The sequence below is a fragment of the Geodermatophilus sp. SYSU D00525 genome (genome assembly GCF_054050475.1).
This window is the reverse complement of record NZ_JBJGZK010000010.1, coordinates 143,793-168,596: the sequence shown is the minus strand read 5'-3', so window position 1 is coordinate 168,596 and position 24,804 is coordinate 143,793. Positions and strand designations below refer to the sequence as shown.

20 protein-coding genes, 1 tRNA gene and 2 pseudogenes are annotated in these 24,804 nt (G+C 74.3%); 14 read left to right on the top strand and 9 right to left on the bottom strand.

Translation table 11 applies throughout. The annotated features are described in order from the left end of the window. The first annotated feature begins 503 nt into the window (after window positions 1-503). Window positions 504-857, top strand: coding sequence for an ANTAR domain-containing protein (locus ACI796_RS11500; protein ID WP_456941358.1), 354 nt, complete (start codon window positions 504-506; stop codon window positions 855-857). Window positions 858-1,028: 171 nt separating this feature from the next. Next, window positions 1,029-2,057: a hypothetical protein gene (locus ACI796_RS11495; RefSeq protein ID WP_456941357.1), complete on the top strand. Its 1,029-nt coding sequence runs from the start codon at window positions 1,029-1,031 to the stop codon at window positions 2,055-2,057. A 737-nt stretch (window positions 2,058-2,794) separates the two neighbouring features. Here the strand turns inward: ACI796_RS11495 and ACI796_RS11490 are convergent. Further along, window positions 2,795-3,754: a LysR family transcriptional regulator gene (locus ACI796_RS11490; RefSeq protein WP_456941356.1), complete on the bottom strand. Its 960-nt coding sequence runs from the start codon at window positions 3,752-3,754 to the stop codon at window positions 2,795-2,797. Window positions 3,755-3,964: 210 nt separating this feature from the next. Between ACI796_RS11490 and ACI796_RS11485 the strand changes: the two genes are divergently transcribed. The 4 genes from ACI796_RS11485 (at window position 3,965) to ACI796_RS11470 (ending at window position 7,277) form a co-directional block, all read left to right on the top strand. Further along, the gene (locus ACI796_RS11485; protein WP_456941355.1) at window positions 3,965-4,981 is read left to right on the top strand and encodes a response regulator transcription factor; all 1,017 of its coding nucleotides are present in this window, start codon (window positions 3,965-3,967) and stop codon (window positions 4,979-4,981) included. A gap of 891 nt (window positions 4,982-5,872) precedes the next feature. After that, a complete protein-coding gene (locus tag ACI796_RS11480) occupies window positions 5,873-6,589 on the top strand; it encodes a 4a-hydroxytetrahydrobiopterin dehydratase (protein ID WP_456941354.1) in 717 nt (238 codons plus the stop codon). Window positions 6,590-6,638: 49 nt separating this feature from the next. Then, window positions 6,639-6,923: a DUF2795 domain-containing protein gene (locus ACI796_RS11475; RefSeq protein WP_456941353.1), complete on the top strand. Its 285-nt coding sequence runs from the start codon at window positions 6,639-6,641 to the stop codon at window positions 6,921-6,923. Window positions 6,924-7,058: 135 nt separating this feature from the next. Continuing rightward, a complete protein-coding gene (locus ACI796_RS11470) occupies window positions 7,059-7,277 on the top strand; it encodes a hypothetical protein (RefSeq protein ID WP_456559909.1) in 219 nt (72 codons plus the stop codon). 649 nt (window positions 7,278-7,926) lie between these two features. On the opposite strand, the gene ACI796_RS11465 is transcribed toward ACI796_RS11470, so the two are convergent. From ACI796_RS11465 to ACI796_RS11455, 3 genes are all read right to left on the bottom strand, one after another. Then, window positions 7,927-8,505, bottom strand: coding sequence for an aldo/keto reductase (locus tag ACI796_RS11465; RefSeq protein ID WP_456941352.1), 579 nt, complete (start codon window positions 8,503-8,505; stop codon window positions 7,927-7,929). Window positions 8,506-8,768: 263 nt separating this feature from the next. After that, entirely contained in the window at window positions 8,769-9,371 is a 603-nt protein-coding gene (locus ACI796_RS11460) for a hypothetical protein (RefSeq protein WP_456941351.1), read from the bottom strand. Window positions 9,372-9,387: 16 nt separating this feature from the next. Further along, a complete protein-coding gene (locus ACI796_RS11455; protein ID WP_456941350.1) occupies window positions 9,388-10,497 on the bottom strand; it encodes a zinc-dependent alcohol dehydrogenase in 1,110 nt (369 codons plus the stop codon). Window positions 10,498-10,777: 280 nt separating this feature from the next. On the opposite strand from ACI796_RS11455, the pseudogene ACI796_RS11450 reads away from it, so the two are divergent. Next, window positions 10,778-10,906, top strand: a pseudogene (locus ACI796_RS11450) (hypothetical protein); the annotation flags it as partial. Window positions 10,907-10,942: 36 nt separating this feature from the next. Beyond that, window positions 10,943-11,477, top strand: a pseudogene (locus ACI796_RS11445) (formate dehydrogenase); the annotation flags it as partial. Window positions 11,478-11,525: 48 nt separating this feature from the next. Here ACI796_RS11445 and ACI796_RS11440 read toward each other — a convergent pair. The 3 genes from ACI796_RS11440 to ACI796_RS11430 form a co-directional block, all read right to left on the bottom strand. Beyond that, the gene (locus tag ACI796_RS11440; RefSeq protein WP_456941349.1) at window positions 11,526-12,923 is read right to left on the bottom strand and encodes an FAD-dependent oxidoreductase; all 1,398 of its coding nucleotides are present in this window, start codon (window positions 12,921-12,923) and stop codon (window positions 11,526-11,528) included. Then, window positions 12,910-14,142: a polysaccharide pyruvyl transferase family protein gene (locus ACI796_RS11435; protein ID WP_456941348.1), complete on the bottom strand. Its 1,233-nt coding sequence runs from the start codon at window positions 14,140-14,142 to the stop codon at window positions 12,910-12,912. Before ACI796_RS11435 ends, ACI796_RS11440 begins: the two co-directional genes overlap by 14 nt. Before the next feature lie 384 nt (window positions 14,143-14,526). Continuing rightward, window positions 14,527-15,309, bottom strand: a complete 783-nt coding sequence (locus ACI796_RS11430; protein ID WP_456941347.1) for a glycerophosphodiester phosphodiesterase — start codon at window positions 15,307-15,309, stop codon at window positions 14,527-14,529. 796 nt (window positions 15,310-16,105) lie between these two features. On the opposite strand from ACI796_RS11430, the gene ACI796_RS11425 reads away from it, so the two are divergent. The 3 genes from ACI796_RS11425 to ACI796_RS11415 all read left to right on the top strand — a co-directional run bounded on the left by ACI796_RS11425 (window position 16,106) and on the right by ACI796_RS11415 (window position 19,622). Next, complete coding sequence (locus ACI796_RS11425; protein ID WP_456941346.1) at window positions 16,106-16,864, top strand: type 1 glutamine amidotransferase domain-containing protein; 759 nt, start codon at window positions 16,106-16,108, stop codon at window positions 16,862-16,864. Between the two features lie 244 nt (window positions 16,865-17,108). Beyond that, window positions 17,109-18,122, top strand: coding sequence for a response regulator transcription factor (locus ACI796_RS11420; protein ID WP_456941345.1), 1,014 nt, complete (start codon window positions 17,109-17,111; stop codon window positions 18,120-18,122). 177 nt (window positions 18,123-18,299) lie between these two features. Beyond that, window positions 18,300-19,622, top strand: coding sequence for a DUF2254 domain-containing protein (locus tag ACI796_RS11415; RefSeq protein WP_456941344.1), 1,323 nt, complete (start codon window positions 18,300-18,302; stop codon window positions 19,620-19,622). A 121-nt stretch (window positions 19,623-19,743) separates the two neighbouring features. Here the strand turns inward: ACI796_RS11415 and ACI796_RS11410 are convergent. Next, a tRNA-Ala gene (locus ACI796_RS11410) sits at window positions 19,744-19,816 on the bottom strand. Between the two features lie 95 nt (window positions 19,817-19,911). Continuing rightward, window positions 19,912-20,802, bottom strand: coding sequence for a M23 family metallopeptidase (locus ACI796_RS11405; RefSeq protein WP_456941343.1), 891 nt, complete (start codon window positions 20,800-20,802; stop codon window positions 19,912-19,914). A 539-nt stretch (window positions 20,803-21,341) separates the two neighbouring features. On the opposite strand from ACI796_RS11405, the gene ACI796_RS11400 reads away from it, so the two are divergent. Genes ACI796_RS11400 through ACI796_RS11390 form a run of 3 tightly spaced genes read left to right on the top strand, consistent with a single transcriptional unit; the run spans window position 21,342 to window position 24,795 of the window. Then, the gene (locus tag ACI796_RS11400; protein WP_456941342.1) at window positions 21,342-22,895 is read left to right on the top strand and encodes a mannitol dehydrogenase family protein; all 1,554 of its coding nucleotides are present in this window, start codon (window positions 21,342-21,344) and stop codon (window positions 22,893-22,895) included. Beyond that, window positions 22,892-23,671 carry an HAD family hydrolase gene (locus ACI796_RS11395; protein ID WP_456941341.1) on the top strand — a complete coding sequence of 260 codons (780 nt, stop codon included), beginning with the start codon at window positions 22,892-22,894 and terminating at the stop codon, window positions 23,669-23,671. Before ACI796_RS11400 ends, ACI796_RS11395 begins: the two co-directional genes overlap by 4 nt. After that, the gene (locus ACI796_RS11390; protein WP_456941340.1) at window positions 23,668-24,795 is read left to right on the top strand and encodes a CDP-glycerol glycerophosphotransferase family protein; all 1,128 of its coding nucleotides are present in this window, start codon (window positions 23,668-23,670) and stop codon (window positions 24,793-24,795) included. Before ACI796_RS11395 ends, ACI796_RS11390 begins: the two co-directional genes overlap by 4 nt. Window positions 24,796-24,804: the final 9 nt, after the last annotated feature.

Here is a 24,804-nt window from a genome sequence, read left to right as displayed (position 1 = left end):
CCACCCCCCCCGCGGGGCGCCGGCGCGTCGCCCGCGGCACCCCCCCCCCCCCCCCCCGCCCCCCCCCCCCCCCCCCCCCCCCCCCCCCCCCCCCCCCGGCCCCGTGCCATCGGAGCAGCCGATGCCGGCCAGCGACAGGGCGTGGTTCACCAGGCACCGCAACCGGATGGAACCTGGGTGCGGGAAGCCGGCGTGCGTCACCGACGTCGCCGTCGCCACGTTGGCCGGCGCACCCCTGTGGGAGCTCGGCATCGTCAGCCGGGACGCGGTGCTCCGCGGCGCGGCCGGCCGCGCCGTCCTCGCCGCCTGCCCCTCGCAGTGCCGCGGGCCGGTCGGCGGGCACGACCGTGGACCCGCCGAGGTCCAGGTCGCTCGTGGGGCGCCGGACGTCGACGGGCCGGACCCCGTCCCGCCACCCCGGAGGCGCGGATCGGTCGCTCTGCCGATGCCGGACGCCGGAACGCGCCCGCACCCTGGCGTCCGTCGCAGGAGAGGTCCACGGCATGCAGGCGACGACGCGCCGGCCCATCCGCACACCGGTCGCACAGCAGGAGGACCAGGACACGATGACCGTCGACCCGTCAGGGGAGGTGCCGGCCGCGCCCGTGCACCGCCTCGCCGTCCTCGCCGAACTCGACCAGCTGCACGCACGGGTCCGATCGGCGGAGGACAGGGCGGCCAACCTGGAGCAGGCGCTGGCCACCAACCGGCAGATCGGCATCGCGATCGGCATCCTGATGTGCCAGCGCCAGCTCACGGCCGATCAGGCCTTCGCGATGCTCACGACGCACAGCCAGCACAGCAACGTCAAGGTGCGAGTGCTGGCCGAGACGGTGATCTACACGGGGAGTCTGTGAGACGCGCCCCGCAGGACGGTGGCCGCCGACGCTCCTGCGCTCGAGTCACCAGAGGGCGCACGTGGGGCACGTCCCGGCCGGGCTGCCGCCGCCGACGCCGACCCGTGCCGCTGACCGTGCCGAACGCCTCGGGCTGTACGTCCACCCGTGAGTGAGGGAAGGTGAGCTGTGATGAGCGGGAGCGAACCGCAGCTCCAGCGTGTGTGGTCGGAGGTCGTGGGCGTCGTCGCGTCGTCCGCCACCGTGCAGGAACGGGCTGCGGAGCACCTGCAGCAGCTCGGGCGGATCCTGGCCTTCGATGCCGGCTGGCTCGCCGTACGCGACCCCGAGCGGCGGACCCACGTCCCGCTGGCGACCACCGGTCCGGCCGAGGCACTCGTCGCCTACTTCGGCCGTCCGGAGGCCGACGAGGAGGTGGAGCTGCTCGGCCTGCACCGGCGCCGTCCGCCGATGCTGGCCGGCGACATCCCGAGTCCCCTGTCCGAGGTCCGCGCGTGGGCCGACCACCTGCTCCCGGCCGGCTTCCGCCAGGGTCTGGCGGCCGGGCTGTTCACGACGGACGGGCGGCACGTCGGCTTCCTCAGCCTGCTCTCCGCCGATCCCTCGCGGCCGAGAGAGGCCGACCGCCGGGTCGTCGCGGCCGTCACCACGGTGATCGCCGACGACCTGGACCGGACCCGGGACATCGCCGAGAGCGCCCGCATCGTCGGGAACGCCGGCGCCGGCGTCGTGCTCACCCGCGGGGGCGACGTCCTGCCGCTGCCAGGTCTGCCCGACGACCGCCTGTTGACGCCGGGCTCACCGATCCTCGGGGCCGCCGCCGACGAGCTGGCCGTCAGCGGCGCGTACGTCTCGTTCCTCGCCCCGGCACCGGGGACCGGCGGCGAGCAGCTGATCCGGGTCACCGCGCTCGACTTCGCCCGCCCGGACCTCGACCACCTCTCCGCCGCGGTGCTCCTGGGCCCCCCGGGCGACCTGCACGGCCTCACCGTCCTGGACCTCCGGGTCCTGGGCCTCGTGATCGAGGGCGTCACCGACGTCCCGGCCCTCGCGCAGTCACTCCCCGTGGCCGCGGACGCGGTGGCGGACTCCCTGGGGCGGAGCCTGGTCGCCCTGGGGACCAGCGACCTCACGGCCGCCGCGGTGCGCGCCCTGCGCGGCGGGTTGCGCATCCCGCCCGGAGTGACGGGAGCGACCTGAGCGGGTCCGGCGCCGGCCGGGAATCGGTCGCTCTGCCGATGATCGCCGGCCGAGCGGTCGGCTGTCCTTGCGGACAGTCCCGTTCCACCGGCGACGCCCCTGCGCCGCCCTGTCTCCAGGACGTCCCATGCGCATCGGCCTCATCGCCCCTCCCTGGATCCCCGTGCCGCCCCCGGCGTACGGCGGCACCGGATCGGTCATCGACCGGCTCGCCCGCGGCCTCGTCCGAGCCGGTCACCACGTGCTGCTCGGCGCCACGGCCAACAGCACGTGTCCGGTGGGCCGGGTGCCCGGGACGGACGAAGCCGCCGACGGCGCACCGGCGACCGGGGGTTCGGTGTCCGAGGTCCGCCACGTCGTCACCACGTCGTCACCACGGCGCCGCCCACGTGCAGCTCTACGACCGGGCCTAGCAGGCCGTCCGGTCCGAGACCGACCGGCCGCACGCCCTGCGCCAGGCCATCACCTCCTGCCGCAGCGGGGGGATCGTCTCGGTCATCGGCGTGTACGGCGTATTCGTCGACGAGCTCCCGGCCGGCTCCCGGATGAACCGCTCCCTGACCCTGAAGACCGGGCAGTGCCACGTCCAGCGGTACATGCGCCCGCTGCTCGAGCGCATCGAGCGCGGCGAGATCGACCCCACCCGGGTGATCACCCACCGGCTACCGCTGGCCGAGGTGCCGCACGGTGCCACGACGTCCTCAAGCACGAGCAGGATCGGTGCGAGAAGGTGGTCCTCAGGCCCTGACCGTGACGTGCCGCCGGCCGTCGCCGGGAGGGCGGACCGGTTCGATGAGCGTCTGCGGGCCCCGGGACGACTCGACGAGGAAGTCGACGAGCCTGCGGACGGCGGGAGTGACCGGTTCCCGCCAGACCGCCTCCAGGGCCCACGTCAACGCCGGAACGAGAGGCCGCACCGTGATCCCCTCGACCCCCAGGTGGTCGACGAGCCGGAGGATGCTCAGGGCGATGCCGGTGCCGGCTGCGACCGCGCGCAGCACCGCCCGCGGCGCGTTCAGCAGGTCGGGTTCGATGACGACGTGGTCGTGCGCGGCCCCGGCGGGGAACACGTGGTCCACGGCCCGGTCCCACGTCCCCGCGAACGGCTCCCGCGGGAACATCACCAGCACCTCGTCGGCGAGCGCGGCCACCGGCACCGTGACCGCGCCGCTCAACGCGTGCCCGAGCGGGAGCACGACGCCGAGGACGACCGAACCCAGCACCACGCCGGCGAGGTCCCGCTGCGGATAGGACCGGCTCCAGACGATCGCCGCGTCCGCCCTGCCCTGGCGGACGGCCTCGACGGCGTCGTCCCCCCGGGCGGAGCTCACCGACACCTCGATCCCGTCGATCGCCAGCGCGGCGTGCCGCAGCGGGCCGTCGAGGACGAGGTCGGCCATGGTGGCCACCCGCAGGGTCAGTCGCTCGCGGGAGTCCGCTCCGGCGGCGCGCGCGTCAGCCAGCGCCCGGTCCACCTCTGCCAGGATGATCCGGGCCCGCTCGACCAGGACGACGCCGGCGAAGGTCAGCCGGGCCGCTTCCGGGGTTCGCTCGAACAACGGGACCCGGAGCTCCCGCTCCAGCGCACGGATCTGCTGCGAGAGCGACGGAGCAGCCATGTGGAGCCGTTGCGCGGCCCGACTGAAGCGCCCCTCCTCAGCCACCGCCAGGAAGTAGCGCAGTTGGCGCAACTCCATGGTGGATCCTACTGCGGGAAACCGTGCCGTCCACGGGCCGTGGTGGCGGTGGCGACGACTCCGACCACCGAGGTTTCCGGTCACGGGGTCACGGGTTGCTCCCCGGGTGGGGTCGGTATGTACAGCTGCAGCCCGGTCAGCCTCGTCCAGGGCCGCGGCCGTCCTCGACGGCTCCGTCCGACCGCGCAGGCCCTGGACTGGTGGAGCGACATGACCGAGGCCCCGGCCCTCCGCCTCGCGGAGATCGCCGCCACTCCGGCACTGCTCCCTGAACGCGCCCAGGCGCTGCTGCACGAGCTGGGCCGCCACATCCCCTTCGACGCCTCGTGGATGGCGCTGGCCGACCCGCTGGGCAACGGTTACTCCTCCGTGGCCAGCACCTCGCTGGACCAGAGCACCGTCCGCTACCTCAGCGGTCCGGCGACGGCGCACGACCTCGAGGTGACCGGAGCCTGTCGCGCCCGCCCACCGCTGAGCCCGTCGGACCTCCCCCGTTCCGCCAAGGACCTGCCGACGTGGGCCGAGTGCCTCACCCCCGCCGGATACCACGAGGCCCTCACCGTGGGACTGTTCGTACCGGGCCAGCGCCACGTCGGGTTCCTGGCGCTGCTCTCCGCCGACACCCGGCCTCCGCCGGAGGCCGTCCGGCGCCGCCTGGCGCAGCTCGCCCCCATCCTCGCCCGCGGCATCGACCCGATGGACTCGCTGCTCACCGCCGCCCGCGTGGTCCAGGGTGCCGCGGCCGGCGTGGTGCTCTCCAGGGACGGTGGCACCGCCCCGTTCCCGGGTCTCGGCGACGACGCGCTGCTGGCGGGAGGCTCTCCCGTCCTGGACGCCGCCCGCGCGGCCATCCGGAGGGGCCAGGTGTACGCGTCCTTCGTGTGGCCGCGCGGTGGCCGTCACGCCCCGGACGGCCATGTCCGCGTGACGGTCCTGACGGGTACGGACGACGTGTCCCGCGTGCTGTCGGGGATGGTGCTGCTCTCCCCGGGCGGCGATCTGCGCGGGCTCACGCCCCGGGAGCTGGAGGTCCTCGGGCTGCTGGTCGAGGGGGACTCCAACCAGGAGATCGCCCGGGCTCTCGTGGTGGCCCCGCGGACGGTCGCCGCGCACCTGGAGCACATCCTCGTCAAGCTCGGGGCTCCCTCGAGGACGCTCGCCGCCGTGCGCGCCGAGAGGGCGGGCCTGTACGTCCCAGCGGGAACGGGCGCGGCCGGCCGGCGCTGACCCTCGGCGGAGGACTCACGGCCAGAGCAGGGGACGGTCCAGGCCACGTGGGCGCCGGGGAGAGGGGACGACCGACGACCGGCGGGGCCCGATCCCGGTCCACCAGGCGACCGACGGGCGTCGGGCGGTCTGCCGATCTCGGCCGGCGGCTCCGGTTCCGACGGCGACTCGGGGTACTCCCACGGCATGGACGGCGGAACCATCCCTCCGCAGGACGACGCACCCGCGGCTGCGGCTGCCGCCGAGGTCGACATCCGGCTCCCGGACGACCCGCGGGTGCCCCAGCCCGACGACGCGGATCCGACGGTGAGCAAGGAGCTCGGTGGCGCGGCTCCGGCCGTCGGCCCTGGGCGCTCGCGAGAGGAACCCGGGACCCGGGACCCGGACGGCTCTCGGCCGGGTGCGGACGACTAGCGGCGGACCGGACGACTCGGTCTCCGCCGCGGCCCCCGACACGGAGACGCGGGGCAGGCGATCACGTCCGGCGCGTCCGTCGTGAACAGCCCGCCGGCGTGCGGTCGAGCCGCCTGCTCCTCCCCCGGCGGTCCCTGGGCCGAGGAGCGGAGCCGTCGCCGCGTGTCGCCTCCCCGCGCGGGCGGCCGTGCAGGGACACGGGGGCCGGAGGCCGGATCGGTTGATCGACCGATGTCCCCGCGCCGCGACCGGCCCTAACGTCTGAGCCGCGGTCGGACGACGGGATCCCCACGACCGGCGCACGGCGGCGTCTCCGGAAGACGGTGCGGGAGGCGGTCGCACCCGGGGAGTTCGACGACGTCCTCTCCCAGCTGCCGCAGGAGTACCGGGAGCTGGTCGGGCCGCTGCTTGGACTCGCCGCCCGGGCAGCGGTCGGCGACCGGAGGAGCAGGACGGCAGCAGGTCAGGAGGAGCCCGGTGATCCGGTACGCGACGTTGATCCAGGCCGCGGGAGCGCAGGCCGGCGCAGCCGACACCGAGGAGGCCCGGCGGGCGGTGGAAGCGGTCGTCGCCGCCGTGGCGGCCTCGCTGGACGAGCCCGAGCGCGACCGGCTGGCCGCGGTCCTGCCCGGCTCCCTCCGGGGTGTCGCCGAGGTCCGGGGCCCGGGTCTGCACCCTGACAGCGGTGCCGCCCTCGTCTCCGCGGTGAGCGCGAGGTCCGGATGCCCGGCCGAGCGGGCCCGCTTCTACACCCAGGCGGTCCTGTCGACCCTGGCCGCCTCCGAGCCGGAGGTCGCCGGCGTCCTCGCCCGGCGACTGCCGGACGGTGAGGAGCTGTTCTCACCGATCGACCAGAGCGTTCCGCCCCGCGGTTCCGGAGTGCCGATCGGACTGACCCCGCGACTGCTCGAGCAGGACGAGATCGACCGCGCACTGGCCGCCCTGGAGGGCTGGGAGGGCGACGGACACCGCCTGCGGCGCACCGTCGTGCTCCCGCCCGAGCGCCGGCGACCCCTGCGCGACGCCGTCGCCCGCGCCGAGCAGGACATGACCCACCACGCGCGCGTCGAGCAACTGCAGGACACGGTCACCTTCGAGGTCTGGACGCACTCGCTCGACCGCGTGACCGACATGGACCTCGAGCTCGCCCGGCGGATCGACGCGGCCATCGCCGCGGTCGGGTCCTCCGGCTGACCCCCGGCCCGCCGGACACCGACGACCACGAGCAGGAAGGCAACCGACCGTGACCGCTCCCATCACCCCTGACGAGGTCCTGCGGTACCTGCAGGACGTCGACTACCCGGCCGGCAAGGACGCGCTGGTCGCCGCCGCCGAGCGGGCGGGCGCACCCGAGGCGGTGGTCCGCAGCCTCCGCGCCATCCCGCCGGTCGAGTACCGCAGCCGTGCGGAGGTGGTGCGGTCGGTGCCCGTCGACCCCGGAGCCGGCCGATCGGCGAGCCGGGCGGCCGAGCAGGCCCGCACCCGTGCCCCCGCGGGGGTCGCCGAGCACATGCGCGAGCCCCGGTAGGACCGGTCGCCGGCCACGTCACCGCGCCGGCCGGCTCTCGGAACGTCACTGTCCGGCCAGCCGTCCCACGAGCCCGAGGAACTCGTGGAGTCCACTGCGTGATCACCGACGTCGAACTACCTGGATGGAGGAGTCGTGAGCGAATCAGAGCTGGAGGAGACCGGGACCGGGGATGCCGCCAAGCGCATCGGTCAGGCGCCGACGACCACCGACGTGACCGATCCGGAGCGGTCCTCCCGGAACACCGCCGCCGGTTCCGGTTCCGAGCCGGGCGAGGGCCCCGTCCAGCCGGCCGCCGACGAGGGGGTGGACCCCTCGGCCAGCATCGAGCCCCACAACGAGGGGCTCGTCTGAGCACGGCGGCCCCGCAGCCACTGGCTGCGGGGCCGCCGTCCTGCCCAGCGTCGGCCGAGCACCTCCATCGCCTGCGCCGCCATCCGGGACCCCCCGGAGCCCCGGGAACGGGCCTGCGCCGGCGGGCGAGGCACCCGAGTCGCCGATCGCCAGAGGGAGGTCGAGCAGGAGCAGGAGCGAGCACCGGCACACCGCCCTCCTGCGGGGTCTCGTCGACATCACGCGACGGGGAGACCTGCTCCCCGATCTGAGGGGGTGTCCGGGCCCGGAGACGACTGCGACGACTGCTCCCCACTCCTGCGTCGAGTGGGCGTGCCGCCCCCGGACCGGCCCACGATCACGACGAGGAACCCGCCGGCTGCAGCTCGTGAGGCAGGCTCTCGTGACCGGCTCGTCGGCCGGTCTCGCCGGACGGCGGGGGGAAGAGCCGGTCGAGCCGGTCCAGCTCCGCCTGGCTGGAGCCGATCCCCGGCGCCGCGCGGTTCTCGACGACGTGCGCGCGGGTCGAGGCCTTGGCGACGCGAACACGTCGGGCAGCCGCAGCACCCACGCGATGGCCGGCGGGGCCGGGGTGCCCCCTTCTCCGCGGCCAGGTCTCGGACGGCCCCGTGCTCGAGGAGCCTGCCGTGGTCGACGGGCGAGTACGCCATCAGGGGCATGCGCCTGCCGCGGCACCAGGGGACCAGGTCGTACTCGGGGCCGCGCCGGGCGAGTTGTGGAGCACCTGGTCGGTCTGGACCCGGTCGTCGCCGGGAAGCCCGACCAGCTGGTCGAGGTCGGGGACGTCGAGGTTGCTCACGCCCCGGGCACGGATCAGCCCGCGGGAGACCCACGACTCGAACGCGGCGACGGTCTCCTCGACCGGGACCCGGCCGCGCCAGTGCAGCAGGTACAGGTCCAGGCGGTCGGTGCCCAGTCGGCGCAGGCTCCGCTGGCAGGCGTCCACCGTGCCGTGGCGCGTGGCGTGGCGCGGCAGCACCTCGCTGACCAGGAAGACGTCGTCCCGCCGGCCGGCGATCGTCCGGCCGACGAGTTCCTCGGCGGCGCCGTCGCCGTCCATCTCGGCGGTGTCGACCAGCGTCAGGCCGATGTCGATGCCCGTGCGGAGGGCGTCCAGCTGGGTGTCGTTCCTGCCGGGGTCCTCACCGAGGTACCAGGTGCCCGTGCCGAGGGCCGGGGCGGCGGTGCCGTCGGGCAGGGTCACGGTGCGCATCATGGATGCGGTCATGCGGGGCTCCTCCGGGTCCAGCAGGACGCGCACCGCGCCGTCCCGCGTGGTGAGCACGCGGAAACCGCTCCCGGCCGCCCCCGGAGCAGTTCACGGGCGCCGTCGTCCCGCACCGGTCCCACCCCGCGTCGCGCGGGGCGGGACCGGTGTGGGCGCGGCCTCGAGAACCGCGGGATGGGACGCCCGTTCGGCACCCGTCCGACGGCATGCCGTTCCCCGGGTCGCGCTGGTCCGTCCGTGTCCCGGGGCGAGCCGTCACCGGTTCAGTGCACCGGCCGCTGCCCGTCGGACCCGACGCGCGCCAGCGACCTCGACACGCTCCGGGCACCGGCGTAGACCGCCCCCGCCGCGGCGATCCACGGACCACCGACGATCACCGGGTCGAGTACCTGGTGCTTGAGGTCCGTGCGGTGCTGCCCGACCCGCGACCGCAGGCCGTGGTGGGTGAACTCGGCCTTCACCCCGGTCTCGGTGATCGGGTTGTCCGGGTGCAGCGTGAGCAGTGACTTCAGGTGGTGCTCCCACGCATCCACCCGGTCGGCGAGGATGAGCAGCAGCCAGTGCGCCGCGCGGCCCTCGCTGTAGCGGTAGGCGTAGCGACGGATGGCGCCGGAGACGCCTGACGGCGGCTGGGCGGTGCCGAAGACCGGGGTCAGCATCCCGTGCTCGACCGAGCGTTCCCGCGGATACCTCTCCGGCTGCCGCTCGGGGAACTCCCAGTGCGCGCCGGTGAAGTCCTCCTGGAACTGCAACTTCGGCACCGACGGCCGGACCTTGGGGTCCAGGTCGACGCCCCAGCCCGGGATGCGCTTGCGCAGTTCGTCGGGCGACTCCGCGATCGGCGGCTTGTGCGGTGTGTAGGTCATCAGGTTCTCCTGTCGCTCACGCCGCGGATGGGAGGACGAGGGGCTTGATGCAGCCGTCGAGCTTGGCCGAGAAGATGTGGTACCCCTCGGCGATGTCCTCGAGCGGCACCCGGTGGGTGACCAGCTCGCTGGGCTTGAGGTAGCCGTCGCGCACGTGCTCGAACAGGCGCGGCCACTGCCGTTTCACCGGGCACTGGTTGGTGTGGATGGTCAGCCCCTTGTTCATCGCGTCGCCGAACTTGACGGCGCTGAACAGCGGGCCGTACGCGCCCATCACCGAGATGGTCGCGCCCTTGCGGACGGAGTCGATCGCCCAGTTCAGCGCGACCGGGGAGCCGCCCTGCAGCTTGAGCTTGGACGAGGTGACGTGCTGGAGGAAGTTGCCGTCCGCCTCGGCGCCCACGCAGTCGATGGCGACGTCGGCGCCGAGCCAGTCGGTCGCCTTCTTCATCTCCAGGACGATGTCGCCGTACTCGGTGAAGTTGTACGTCTCGGCGTGGGCGAAGGTGCGCGCCTTCTCCAGCCGGTGGTCCAGGTGGTCGATGACGATGACCCGGCCGGCGCCCATCAGCCAGGCCGACTTCGCCGCCACCAGTCCGACGGGCCCGGCGCCGAAGACGATGACGACGTCGCCCTGCACGATGTCGCCGAGCTGCGCGCCGAAGTAGCCGGTCGCCGTCGCGTCGGTGAGCAGGACGGCGTCCTCGTCGGCCATCCAGTCCGGGATCTTCGAGGGGCCGACGTCGGCGAACGGCACCCGCACGTACTCCGCCTGGCCGCCGTCGTAGCCCCCGGTCGTGTGCGAGTAGCCGTAGATGCCGCCGACGGCGGTGGCGTTCGGGTTGACGTTGTGGCAATTGGAGTACAGCCCTCGCGCGCAGTACCAGCAGGTGCCGCAGAAGATGTTGAACGGGATCATCACCCGGTCCCCGACCTGCAGGTTCTGCACGGACGAGCCCACCTCGTCCACCACGCCGATGATCTCGTGGCCGAAGGTGTGACCGATCCGGGTGTCCGGCATCATGCCGTGGTAGAGGTGCAGGTCGGAGCCGCAGATGGCGGCCAGGGTGACCCGGACGATCGCGTCGTTGGGGTGCTCGATCCTCGGCCGCTGCTTCTCCTCCATCCTGACCTTGTATGGACCTCGGTACACCATCGCTCGCATCCGGTCGCCTCCTGGCGCGCGGGCCCCGGGGCTCCTGAGAGCACCACGGGGCGCCCAGCGGCCGGCTCTGCTCACCGGCCCCCCGACTCTGCGTCGGCCGTCCCACCGGGGCCACTCCAACCCGGGCTCCACGCGTCGCTCCGCCGAAAGATCGGCAGATCTACCGATGCCCGACGTCCCCCGGTCCCGCTCTGATGGGCTCGGACGTTCACACCGCTGAGAGCCGACCGGACCCGACCGCCTGGCCCGTGGTGCCGCGGCGCAGTCCCCGCGGTCGAGGGCCCTGCGCCCCCGCACCGACACGCCCCGGGCGCCCGCGAGGTCGGTCTGCCCCTACTGCGCCGTCGGCTGCGCCCAGCTCGTCCACGCCGACGCCGGGCGGGTCGTGCAGATCGAGGGCGACGCCGACACCGAGGACCTCGACGGCCTGTTCAGCGGCTACGACTCCGCCACGGGCAGCTACGACACCACGACCTGGGACCACGAGGGCGCCGGCCACCGCCAGACCGACCCCATGGAGACCGGCATGGGCGTGCCGCCGATCGAGGGGGCAGGGGGCGGGATCGCCCAGGACCCCACGCTGGAGCATCCCCGCTGCGTCTCCCGGGTGCTCGAGCGGCACTTCTCCCGGTACACCCCGGAGATGGTCGAGCGGGTGTGTTGAGCGCCCCGCGAGCAGTTCCTACAGGTCTGGGAGGCCTGGGACGGCGAACTCCGGCCGCGAGCGCACGGCGGGCCTGGTCCACAGCGTGGGGTGGACCCAGCACACCGTCGGCGCGCAGGACATCCGCGCCGGGGCGATCGTGCACCTGCTCCTGGGCGACATCGGCCGGCCGGGCGGTGGCATCCACGCGCCGCGGGGGCACGCCAACATGCAGGGCTCGACCGACATCCTGACGCTGTCCGACCTGCTGCCCGGCTACCTCCCGATGCCCCGCGCCGGGCAGGCCGGCGTGGCGCGGGGCGACCGGTCCGGTCACCTCGCCGGATCACCGCACGGCACCCCGCTCGCGGGTCACGCCCCGTCTTCCCCGCGGCCCCCCCAGGTCGGCGCCCTGCCGGACCAGTTCCGCCTGCACGGCGGAGATCTCCACCTCCCGGGGTGCCCGGCCCGCGGCGGCCGCGAGCGCCGCACAGACCCCGGCGGCCTGGCCGGTGGCCATGGCGGTTGGCGTGACCCGGTAGGAGGAGTGGGCCTCGTGGGTGCCGGAGATGCAGCGTCCGGCCGTCAGGAGGTCGTCGACGTCCCGTGGCAGCAGGCAGCGCAGGGGGACGTCGTACGCGTCCCCGGGAGGCACCGACCGCAGCACGGTTCCCCTGCCGTTGGGGTTGTGGATGTCGACCGGGTAGGTGCCGCGCGCGATCACGTCGTCGAACTTCCGTGCGCTCAGGATGTCCTCGCCCGTGAGCACGTAGTCGCCCAGGATCCGCCGCGTCTCCCGGACGCCGACCTGCACGCCGCTCTGGGCGACGTAGGAGTCGGCGAAACCGGGCACGTAGTCCCGGAGGAAGGCCGCGATCTGGGACATCTGCCGGTGGCTGACCGCCTCGGCGCGGGTGAGGTCGAAGACGTCGGTGCCGAAGACCTGCGTGACCCGTGTCGAGTTCACGGCGACCTCACCCGGGTGCGCCGAGTTGAAGAAGAGGACATCCTCGCGGGGCAGGTCCAGGTCGCCCGCTGCGGTCGCTTCCTCCACCAGGTCCCAGAGCCCGTGGACGCTGCGCCACTGGTCGGGGTGGTCGGCGACGTAGCGCTCGAAGGGTGCCGGGTCGAAGCCCACGACACGGAACATCAGCGTCATCGGCTGCACCAGTCCGTCACTCTCGCGGCCGATCTCGAACGGCGCTCCCGCGGCCGCGGCGACGTCGCCGTCCCCCGTGCAGTCGACCGTCACGCGGGCGGTCACGACGACCGGCCCCGACTTGGTCTCGAACACCACCTCGCCGGCCCGGCCCGGCGTCCGGACCCCGCTGGCGAAGGCGTGCAGCACGTACCGGACACCCGCGCCGTCGAGCAGGTCCAGGGCCACCTGCTTGAAGACCTCGGGGTCGAAGGGGACGGTGTACCCGGTGTCCGGCGACGGCAGCACCGCGCCGTCGGCCTGCACCAGCCGGTCGATGACCTCGATGTGCTTGCCCGCGACGACGGGCTCGCCCTCGCCGTGGTCGGTGGGGAACAGGCTCACGTCACCCAGCCGCGGCGGCTGCGGACGGCGGGTGTGGAAGGACATCCACGGCATCACGAGCGCCGCCGTCGCGTTGCCGCCGAGGAACCCGTACCGCTCGACGAGGACGACGTCGGCGCCGGCGTCAGCAGCCGCCAGCGCAGCACCGATGCCGGCCGGCCCGCCTCCGACGACGAGGACGTCGGCCTCAGCCGCCTGCAACGCTGAGCGTGGGGGCAACGTCAACCGCTCCCCCGCGACCGGCCGGGTCAACGGCGGCACGCTGGACTCCCTCCTGCTCGATGGACCGGCCTGCGATCGCGGATGCCACCGGTGCCGACGGCCCCGCCAGGACGTCGAGGACGTGCCGCAGCGGGGCGGCCGACCGGCGCTTGAGCCTCTCGATCCGGGCCCGTACCCGTCCGGCGTCCGCCTCGCGCTCGTCCCAGAGCCGGTCGACGGCCGCCAGCAGCGGTCCCACGGCGTCCCGGTCGAGGTTGCCCGGCGACTGGACACCCAGTGTCCGCGCGAAGTCGGCGACCTTGCCGGCGTAGGGCAGCGGCAGGAAGGGCACCCCCGAGAGAGCGGCGAAGACCAGGAAGTGCAGCCGCATGCCGACCGCGAGGTCCATGTGCTGCATCAGGCCGAGGATCTCGCGGGGCCCGTACGTGCCGTGGAGGACCCGCGCGCGGTCGGGGGCCGTCATGCGGGCCAGCACCGCATGACTCTCGCGGACGTCGCCGCGCTCCATGGGGACGAACACCACCTGGCCGCCGTAGCGGTGCACCGCGAAGTCGGCGACCGCGGCCAGGGTGGCGTGATAGGCGTCCACGGCGAGACCCGGTGCCGCTCGCCCTGGTTCCCGGACGGACATGGCGATCAGCCGTCCGGAGCCGTCCACCCCGTCGCGGGCCAGTCGGTCGGCCGGGAAGGGAGCGGGGCTCAGCAGCAGCGCCGGGTCGGCCACCACCTCGATGGGCCGCTCGATGCCGACCTCCTCCAGGACCCGCCTGCTCCCCTCGTCGCGCACGGTCACCTGGGTCATCACCGAGACGACCTCGCGTACGGCGCCGCGGTCCTCGGCCGTCGTGAGTGGCCCGACGCCGAGGGCGTATCCGACCGTCGGCACGCCGTTCCGGTGGGCCGTCCGCACGTGCCGGAGGTACTCCGTGGCCTCGCTGTCGTACAGCAGCCCCCCGCCCCCGAGGACGAGGACGTCGAGCCCGGCGATCTCCTCGTTGACGGCGTCACACCGGCCCCGGCGGGCGTCGACGACCCGATCGACCAGATGAGCGTCCCGGGTGTGCGCGGGGTCGCGGGAGAACACCACGACCTCGGCGAAGGGCACGGCCTCTCGCCAGGTGGCGAGGATCGAGGTCAGGATCGCCTCGTCGCCGATGTTGAGCCCGCCGTAGGAACCGAGCAGTCCGATGGTTGCCATCCAGGTCCTCCTGTCGATGTGTGGCCGGTGAGCGAGGGGAGACGGGACGCCGAGCAGGAGTGGCGATGCAGGACAGGCGGCCGGGGGACGGGATGATCGAGGGCGGGGCCCCGTGGTCCGTGGTCGCCGAGCCGGCCGGTTGCCGGCTGCCTCAGCGGAACGCGATCACGTCGGCAGGGGCGGTCTCGAGGGCGGCGGAGCTGCCCACGGTTCAGACGACCTCCCCGTGGGGTGCAGGACCGCGTGACCGGCCTCGCCGGCACCGTCCCCGTCGTGATCGGCGGAACGGCGTGTGGTCCAGGATCCCCTCGGCGGCCCCGGCCACACTCGGCAGATCGACCGATCCCGGCGGTCGGCACTCCGCCGCACCTGCGTTCCGGGGCATCAGCGGTCCTCGGCCAGGGGGGAAGGACTCAGAGCGACCAGCGCCTCCGGCAGGTCGTCGACGACCACGGCGTCGGCACCCGCGGAGACCAGTAACCGGGCCGACGCGATCTGCGGGCACCAGACCAGCAGCCGGCGGCCGCAGCGGTGGAGCAGGGACAGCAGCCTCGCCAGGACGCCCGAGTCGACCTGGCCGGCGGCCGTTTCCTCCCAGAGCGAGCCGACGTGGAGCGCGAGCACCTCGACGTCCATGTGGACGCAGGCCGCCACGGCCATCTCCACGGGGAAGCCGTGCCAGGTCAGCAGTCCGAGGGGCACCCGCGGCGCCGTCGCACGCAGGAGCCCCAGGGCTGCCGGGTCGAACGAGGAGACCATCAGCGGCCGCCGCGTCGCCTCCGCCGCCACGACCGGCGCGAGGAAGCCGGCGCTGGTGTGCTCGGGTGACCGCAGACAGTCGTCCATCGAGGACTTGAGGTCCAGGTTGAGCCCCACCTCGCGAGGGAGCTCGTCCAGCAGGGTGCTGAGACGCAGCGTGCCGCGACGGTCGGCCTCCGCCCCCGTGACGTCGTCGAGCCGGGTGCCGTCCGGGTACACGGCGTCGTGCGCCACCACCAGGACGTCGTCGGCCAGGCGCTGGACGTCGGCTTCCACCCATCTCGCCCCGCTGCGCACGGCGGCGGCGAAGGAGCCGAGGGTGTTCTGCTGATGCCCGTCGACGATGCCGCAGCCGAGCCCGCGGTGCCCGATGACGGCAGGCCCCTCCCCGAACACGTCCGGGGGCACGGGTCGTGCCCGGCCGGCCGTGGTCACGGGTCCACTGCGAGGTGGACGCAGGTGCACCGTCTCGTCCGGAGGGGTCACCGACCGCAGCCCGCGAGGCTCCGACGGAGGGCGCAGCCGCCCCGTGACGCGAGATGGAGCACGCGGTCATCTCCCCCCGTGGCGTGGACGCGACCGCCGGCGTACCTGGCACGGCGTGCAGGTGCGGAGGTGCTACGAGAACGCCCGTTCCCGTCGTGCAGCCGCTCTCCAGGATGGTCGGGCCGGTGCCCGGGCGCCGTCGGCACAACTGCCCATCTTCGGCCCCGAGCGGCCGCCCGGAGCCGCTCCGGCCCGGGGTCGTGGCCGGGGCCGGGGCCGTGAACGAACGGCTCCACGCCCAACTCCTCGCTCGGACCGCCCGGGGGGACGCCCTGCGGGACGGCCGACCCACCAGCGACGCCCGGCGCGCACCGGCGCCTCCCGATGGGCGTGTTCCAGGACGCCGAGGATCCCGGGTCGATCCCGAGCGGGACGTCGTCCCGAACGCGCTCCCCGGGCCGGCTCCGACGGCCGCACCGGCTGCGGCGGACCCGCCGTGGGCCCACGTGCCTCAGCCGGGTGCTCCGGCCGCCCGGAGCAGGACGACGGGCTGATCGCGCGTCGGTCCGCCCGGGGACGTGTCCGGCTGTCGGGCGCGGGTACCCCGCTCACCGCCGAGCAGCCGGCCAGGTGAGAGCAACTCCGTGGCGCCTCGATCGAGGCTTCCGCCGCCGGGGGATCTCCGTCATCTCTCCGCCATCGAGCACCAGGGGACGACATGCCCACCAGACGCAGGCTCGAGGGCCGCACGCTCGCTGCCCTGGCGGCCGACGGCTTCGAGAAGGTGGAGCTGGTCGTTCCGCTGCGAGCCCTGAAGGCGGCCGGCGCCGAGGTGGACGTCGTGTCCCTGCGGCGCGGACGGATCCGCGGGGTGAACCTGCACATGCCGGCCAGCCGGGTCCGCGTGGACAAGACGATCGAGGAAGCCGATCCCGGCGACTACGACGGCCTGCTGTTGCCCGGTGGGTTCATCAATCCCGACCTCCTCCGGCAGTCCGCCCCGGCACGGGAGTTCGTTCGCGCCTTCGCCGCGAGTGCCAAGCCCATCGCCACCCTCTGTCATGGACCGTGGGTGCTCGCATCGGCGGGACTCGTGGACGGACGGACGCTCACCTCCTGGCCCGGGATCCGCGACGACCTGGTGAACGCGGGCGCCACGTGGCTCGATCAGGAGCTCGTCCGGGACGGGAACCTCACCACCAGCAGGGGGCCCCAGGACATGGCCGCCTTCGTCCCCGGGATGCTCGATGCCTTCGCGGCGCCGTCGTCGCCGGAGCCGGCGACGACGGCGCCGCGTCGTGAGTCCGATCGGCAGCGCGAGGCGCCCGTCGGCTGGGCCGTCGCCGCGCTGCGGTGGTCGCCGAGACCGTCGGCCGCCGCCGTGATGGGCATCGGCCTGGCTGCCGCCGCCCAGCGCGCCCTGCACGGCCCGGCCGCGCAGACCTGGAGGACCCGCACGGCGGGCCGTGCTCGGTGACGTCCGCGATCGCGGCGGCTGAGGAGTACCTGAGCCGGCGCGGCTCCACGACCCACGCCGGTGCTCCGCAGTGCAGCCGCGTCGCTGGCACCGTTAGGCGGTACCTCAGACCACTGCGGCTCTTTCGTCATCGTGAACGGGACTACTCGGTCCCGCTTCGCGGTAACCGGGCCCACGGGGGTCAGGCTTCGGCGCCGTTGAACAGCCAGCGTGCCGTGCCGAGGCTGCGGTCCCGGGAGCGCAGATGACCGAGACCGCGGGCCTCGAACTGGCCGAGGTCGCCGCCTCGACCAGCCCTCTTCCCCAACGCTCGCAGGAGATGTTGCAGAGCCTTCGCCGCCTCGTGCCGTTCGACGCCGCGTGGCTGGCCCTCGCCGAGCCGATGAGCAGCAGCTACACGTGCGTGGCCAGCACGGGCCTGGATCACCGCGCTCTCGAGTACTTGAGCGGTCCCAAGATGGCGCACGACATCGAGGTGACAGGGACCGACCGCGCCCGCCCTCCGTTGAGCGTGTCCGACCTGCCCTACTCGGCCGCAGACCTGCCGACATGGGCCGAGTGCCTCATGCCGGCCGGCCTCCACGAGGCCCTGGCCGTTGCGCTCTTCGACAGAGGCCGGCGCCACGTCGGGTTCCTCGCGCTCCTCCACGGCAGCAAGGAGCCACCCTCCCCGGTCGTGCGGCGCCGGTTGCACCGGATGACCCGTGTCCTGGCACAGGGGATCGACCCGTTGCGCTCGCTGGCCGCGGCGGCGCGGGTGGTGCGGGGGGCGGCCGCCGGTGCGGTGCTGTGCCGCGACGGCGCCACCCGGCCGCTGCCCGGCCTCGACGGCGACGCACTGCTCGCCGAGGGATCGCCTGTCGTCACCGTCGCGCGTACGTGCATCGACGACGGTCGGGTGTTCGCGTCCTTCCTGTGGCCCCGCGGAGGACGCCATGCCCCGGACGGGCACGTCCGCGTGACCGTCCTGGCCGCTCCCGGGGAGGCATCCGCACGCCTGCTCGGAACGGTCGTCCTCTCCCCCGTGACCCACCTGCGGGGGCTGACGCCGCGCGAGCTCGAGGTGCTCGGGTTGCTGGTCGACGGGTGTACCAACCAGCAGATCGCCCGCGCGCTGGTCGTGGCCCCGCGTACGGTCGCTGCCCACCTCGAGCACGTCCTGGTCAAGCTCGATGCGCCCACGAGGACGCTCGCCGCGGTGCGGGCCGAGCGCGAAGGCCTCTACGTGCCCGTGATCCCGTCGCCCTGCCGGACCTGAATCGGGCGTTCTGCCGATGGAGCTGCCCCGTCCGCATCGGTTCCATGGGAGCACCTGGCGCGCCCCGAGGTCGCCGGGTCGAGCACGTCCGCACGAGCGCATCCGCCCACACGGAGGGGAGAGCATGACCGAGTACGAGTCGTGCGTCCAGGCGGCGGACCTGCAGGCCTCCAGCGCATGAGTTGGCTGCGGCTCCAGCGCTTCGTCCGCACCAGCATGTGGCTGCTGCCGGTCGGCTGCCTGGCCGCGGGCGCCCTCCTCGCCGTCGGGACGCTCGCCGTGGACCGGGCGACGGGCTACCGGCTGGTCCCGCAGAGCCTGACGGGGACGCCGTCCGACGCCCAGACGATCCTGTCCTCCTTCGCCACCGCCATGGTGTCGCTGACCAGCCTCGTCCTGACGGTCACCCTGGTCGCGGTCCAGCTGGCGATGGGACAGTTCTCGCCCCGCATCGTGGGGGCACTGCTCAACGACCGGTTCAGCCAGTTGGCGATCGGACTGTTCGGGGCGACCTTCCTGGTCGCGGTGCTGACCCTCCGCGAGATCCGCGGCTCCGACACCGGCACCGTGCCCGGACTGTCGATGCTGCTGTGCTACCTCCTGATGCTCGCCAGCATCGTCGTGCTCGTCCTGTTCGTGCACCACGCCGGCCAGGGTCTGCGGGTCGCCGGACTGATCGACCTCGTCGGCGACCGGAGCCGCGAGTTCATCGTCCGCGAGCACGGGGAGCGGCCCGTCGTCACCGGCGGCCCGGACGAGATGGTCGCCGCGCAGCCCGGCAACGTGATCCGCGTCGACCGGCCGGCGTTGGTCGCCGCGGCCCGGCAGGCGGACTGCGTGCTGGAGCTGGTCCCCGTCGTCGGGGACTTCGTCGTCGGCGGCGCGCCGCTGGTCCGGGTGCACCCGGGCACCCGGTCGCCGGTGAGCGCCGACGGCCCCTGGGCCGGTCGGCTCCGGGCCACCGACGTCACCCGCCACGTCCTGCTCGGCCCGGAGCGCGTGCACACCGAGGACCTCGCCTACGGCTTCCGCAAGCTCGTCGACATCGCCGTGCGGTCGATCGCACAGCCGTTCAACGACCCCACGACGACGGTCCAGGCGCTGCACCGGCTGCACGACCTGCTGCGCCAGATGGCCGCTCGCCCCCTGCCCTGCGGTGAACACCGAGACGAGGACGGCGTGGTGCGCCTGCTCGAGCGGACCCTCAGCTGGGACGGCTACGTCCGGCTGGCGTTCGACGAGATCCGACTGGCCGGGGCGTCGGAGCCGCAGGTGACCCGGAAGATGTGCGCGGCGCTGGCCGACCTCGAGAGCGTGGCACCGCCCGACCGGCAGGAACCGCTGGACCGCCAGCTCCGGCTGCTGCACGCCGCCGTCCGGCGCGCCCACGAGGACGAGGAGGACGTCGTCGCAGCGCTCACCCCGGACACCGAGGGCATCGGGTCGGGGGCCGACGTCACCGCCGCGCCACGATCTCGGTCGGCTCCGGGCCCGTACTGAGCTGCCCGGATGCCGGCCGATCCGCCGTCGCGAGTCAGGAGCTACACCGTCGTCTCGATGCGACTGCAGCCAGAGACGACTCAGGCCGTCCTCCCGGGGGAGAACGGCCTGGTCATCGGGGTGGAGCTGAGGGGACTCGAACCCCTGACCCCCACACTGCCAGTGTGGTGCGCTACCAGCTGCGCCACAGCCCCGTTCCTCGGCCCGCCCGGTCTCGCTCGGGCCACGGAGAACTATACGACGTCCGGAACGGCCCTCTGCGACGGGGGGTCGTCCCGCGCGTCGCGGGTCAGACCTCGACCCCGCGCTCGGCCAGCCACGGCACCGGGTCGATCTTGCGCCCGTTCATCCCGCCCCGGTGCACCTCGAAGTGCAGGTGCGGCCCGGTGGACTGGCCGCGGTTGCCCAGCAGCGCGATCGTCTCGCCGGCCTCCACGAACTGGCCGGGCTCGACGAGGATCTCGTCCATGTGGCCGTAGACGGTCACGTCGCCGTTCTCGTGCAGGACGTAGACGGCCAGGCCGAAGCCGCTGGCCGCACCGGCCCGGACGACGACGCCGTCCATGGCCGCGTACTCCGGCGTCCCGATGGGGGCGGCCAGGTCGATGCCGTAGTGGAAGGTGCCCCACCGCGAGCCGAAGCCGCTGGTGAACCGCGCGCCGTCGACCGGCAGGACGGCCTTGGGCCGCGCCGCCTCCCGGGCGGCTTCCGCGGCGGCCTCCGCGGCGGCGGCCTCGGCCGCGGCCCGCTCCGCGCGGCTGGCCGCGACCTCCTGCAGGCGCGCCTGCGCCTCCGCCTCGGTGATCGAGGCCATCGGCATGACCTCGACGGACTCCTCGCCGGTGGCCAGCTCCATCTGCGCGCCGAGCACCGGCGTCGAGCCGGCCTCCGCCGCGGACCCGCCGGGCACCCCGACGACGCCGGCGCCGATCGCGCCGGCCACGAGCGCGGCGAGCAGCAGCTGCGGACGGCGGGCGCGCACGCCGCGACGGCGGGCGCGCGGCGTAGCGACCTCGGCGGTGACGGGCTCGGTCACCGTGGCGGGGACCGGCAGGGCGGTGGTGTCCGGCGCGGGGCCGGCGTCGTCGACGGTGTCCTCGGCGGCGGACCGCGGGACGGGGAGGGCGGCGGGGCGGACCGGCGGGAAGCCGCGCAGCGGGGAGACCGGGTGGTCCGACACACCCGGGGACCCGCCGTTCCGGGGACCGGGCACCCCCGTGGCGGAGCCGCTGGCGGGGCGGGTCAGCAGACCCGCATCACTCCGGTGACTGGCCAAGGCGCGTACCCCGCTCGCTCGTGGGAAGCGGCCCGTCCGGGCCCGATCGAGTCGTGTCGATCCAAACACACCGTGACCTGGTCGTGACCGGGAGTACGGCGTGTCCGCCGGTGACACGCCGTGTGCGCTGCGTCACGAGTGGCGGGTGGGTTTGGGACGACGCCGTTGCGGGGATGTCTCGTCTTCCGGCGTGGAGCAGCACGCGCCGGTCCGACGGGGACCGCCGGGCCGACGCCGGCTCCGCACGGCACCCGCGTGCCCACGCTCCGCGGGCGTCGTCGCGACCCACCGGCGCGACCCACCGCAGCACCGCCCCGCCAGATCCGTCCGCCCCTCCGTGTGCGCCCGGATCGACCGGCGTGGTCCCATGATCGTTCCCCGCCGCGCGCGGGGGCGGCCGGCCCTGCGCCGGCCCCGCACGGACAGGAAGGACCGATGCCTCGATGGCACAGCCCGAGCGCTCCCCGCGGCACCTCCCGCGGGCGGGCACGGCCGCGCAGCCGACGGCACTGCCCGTCGGCCGCGTCCGGCCGCTGACCGCGGCGACGCTCGAGCAGCACGGGGCCCGGCTCACCGTCCCCACCTACCACCGGGCGTCCCTGACGCCGTCGGTCGTGCACATGAGCGTGGGCGGGTTCTCCCGCGCGCACCAGCTCATCTACTTCGACGAGGTCGCCCAGCAGCGGATCTCCACGGACTGGGGCGTCGTGGGCGTCGGCCTGCGCGCCCGGCGGCTGCGGGAGGCCCTCGCGCCGCAGGACAACCTCTACACCGTCGTCGAGCGCAGCCCCGACGGCGAGCGCGCCCGGGTGGTCGGCGTCCTCACCGACTACCTGTTCGCCCCCGATGCCCCGGCCGCGGTCCTCGACCGGCTCAGCGACCCGCGCACCCGCGTGGTCACCATGACGATCACCGACGCCGGGTACCTCCTCGACCCCACGACCGGCGTCTTCACCCCCGACGACGACGTCCGGCACGACCTCGCGCACCCCGGCACCCCGCGCACCGTCTTCGGGTTCCTCGTCGAGGCCCTCGACCGCCGTCGCCGGGCCGGCACCCCACCGTTCACCGTCGTCTCCTGCGACAACCTGCACCGCAACGGCGACGCCACCCGCACCGCGGTCACCGGGCTCGCCGCGCTGCGGGACGAGGTCCTCGCCCGGTGGATCGCCGACCGCGTCGCCTTCCCCAGCAGCATGGTCGACCGGATCACCCCGCAGACGACGCCCGAGGAGCGCGAGGCGATCGCCCGCCGGCACGGCATCGACGACCGCTGGCCGGTCGTCACCGAGCCCTTCTCGCAGTGGGTGATCGAGGACTCCTTCTGCAACGGCCGCCCGCCGCTGGACGCGGTCGGCGTCCGGTTCGTCCGCGACGTCACCGACCACGAGCTGATGAAGACCCGTCTGCTCAACGCCAGTCACTCCGCGCTCGGCTACCTCGGCACGCTGGCCGGGTACGAGCGGATCGACGTGCTCATGGGCGACCCGGTGTTCGCCGCCTACGCCGCCCGGCTCATGGACGCCGAGGTCACCCCGCTGATCCCCGTGCCGGAGGGCATCGACCTGGACGAGTACAAGGCCACGCTGCTGCAGCGCTTCGCCAACCCGGCCATCGCCGACCGGCTGTCCCGGCTGTGCCGCCGCGGGTCGACCAAGCTGCCGCACCACCTGCTGCCCTCGCTCCGCCAGGCCCTGGCCGAGGACCGCCCGCACGCGCTGCTCACCCTCGCCCTGGCCGGCTGGGTCCGCTACCTGCAGCGGGTCGACGAGCACGGCCGGTCGCTGCCGATCGAGGACGATCACGGGCCGCGCCTGCAGGCCCTGGCCCGCGCCGGGGGCGACGACCCGCGCCTCCTGCTGGCCGACGAGCCGGTCTTCGGCGACCTCGGCTCGGTCCCCGGGTTCGCCGACGAGCTGGCCGACGCCGTGCTCCGGCTCCGGTGCGACGGCGTCCGGGAGACCGTCGCCGCCGTCACCGCCGCGAGCGCCCGGTGAGCGCGCCCCGCACCGGCGGGGCGGCCGCGGTGCTCCCCCGCGAGGTCGTCGCGGGCCTGACCGCGCTGCTCTGCGACGCCGACGGCAACCTCTTCCCCTCCGAGGAGCCGGCCTTCGTCGCCTCCGCCGAGGTCACCAACCGCTTCCTCGCCGAGCTCGGCGACGCACGCCGGTACACCCCGGAGGAGCTGCGCCTGGCCACGACCGGGATGAACTTCCGGACGACGTCGCGCCGGCTGGCCGCCGAGGCCGGCCGCCCGGAGGTCGACGTCGAGCCGTGGGTGGCCGAGGAGAAGCGCGCGGTCACCGCGTACCTCGGCGAGCACCTGCGCCCGCACGGGCCGACGAGCGCCGCGCTCACCGCGCTCGCCCCGCACCTGCGGCTGGCCGCGGTCAGCTCCAGCGCGCTGGCCCGGCTGGCCGCCTGCTTCACCGCCACGGACCTGGACGGGCTCATCCCGCCGGCGGCCCGGTTCAGCGCCGAGGACTCGCTGGCGGTGCCCACGAGCAAGCCCGACCCGGCGGTGTACCTGTACGCCTGCGAGCACCTGGGGATCGCCCCGGAGCAGGGCCTCGCCGTCGAGGACTCCGTCCCCGGGGCACTCTCCGCGGTCCGCGCGGGTTGTCCCACGGTGGGGAACCTGCTGTTCGTCCAGCCCACCGAGCGCGCCGAGCGGGAGGCCGCGCTCTGGGAGGCCGGCGTGCTCGCCGTCGTCTCGTCCTGGCAGGAGCTCGCCGACCTGCTGCTGCCCGTCCTGACCGGAGGTGGTCGATGAGGATCGTCTACACCAGCTTCCGCGGCCTGTTCTCCGACAGTCCGCGGGCGATCTACGAGGCACTGGTGGCCCGCGGCGACGACGTCACGCACACGTGGCTGACCGCGCCGGTCGCCGAGTCCGCCTTCCCGGCCGACGTCGGGACCGTGCCGTTCGGCAGCCCGGACAGCATCGCCGCGCTCGAGTCCGCCGACGTCGTCGTGTCCAACGACCACGTGCCGCTGGACTGGGAGAAGCGCCCGGGCGCCTTCTACCTGCAGACCTGGCACGGCACCCCGCTCAAGCGGATCCACAACGACGTCCTCTGGGCGCCGGAGGGCCGGCTGGCCTACCTGGAGCACGACATCGCCCGCTGGGACGCGATGCTCTCCCCCAACGCCTACAGCACCGGCCGGTTCCGTCAGGCCTTCGGCTTCCGCGGGCCGGTGCACGAGACCGGCTACCCCCGCAACGACCTGCTCTCCAGCCCCGACCGGGACGCGGTGCGGGCGCGGGTGCGGGCCGGGCTCGGCATCGACGACGACGCCCGCGTCGTCCTCTACACCCCCACCTGGCGCGACGACCTGGTGTTCGAGGGCATCGGGGAGCGCGACTTCCACTTCCCGGTGGACCTCGCCGACTTCACCGACCGGCTCGGCAAGGACCACGTGCTGCTGCTGCGGCTGCACAACATGGTCTCCGACCGGCTGGAGTCGATCGACGGGCTCCCGGTGCAGGACGTCTCGTCGTACCCGGACATCCGCGACCTGTACCTGGCCGCCGACGTGCTGGTCACCGACTACTCGTCGACGATGTTCGACTTCGCGGTCACCGGGAAGCCGATCCTGCTGTTCCCCTACGACCTCGACGAGTACCGCGACCGGCTGCGCGGGTTCTACGTGCCGCTGGAGGAGGTCGCGCCCGGGCCGATCGTGACGGCCAGCGAGGACCTGGTCGCCGCCCTCGCCGACCTGGACGCCGTCACCGCGGAGCACGCCGACCGCTACGAGTCCTTCCGCGAGACCTACACCTCCCTCGAGGACGGCAACGCCACCGGGCGCGTCCTCGACCTGTTCTTCCCGCCCGGCGGTCCCGCCGGCGCGGCTGCTCCGACCCGAGGAGGGGACGACAGTGCGCATCGCTGACCTCGTGCC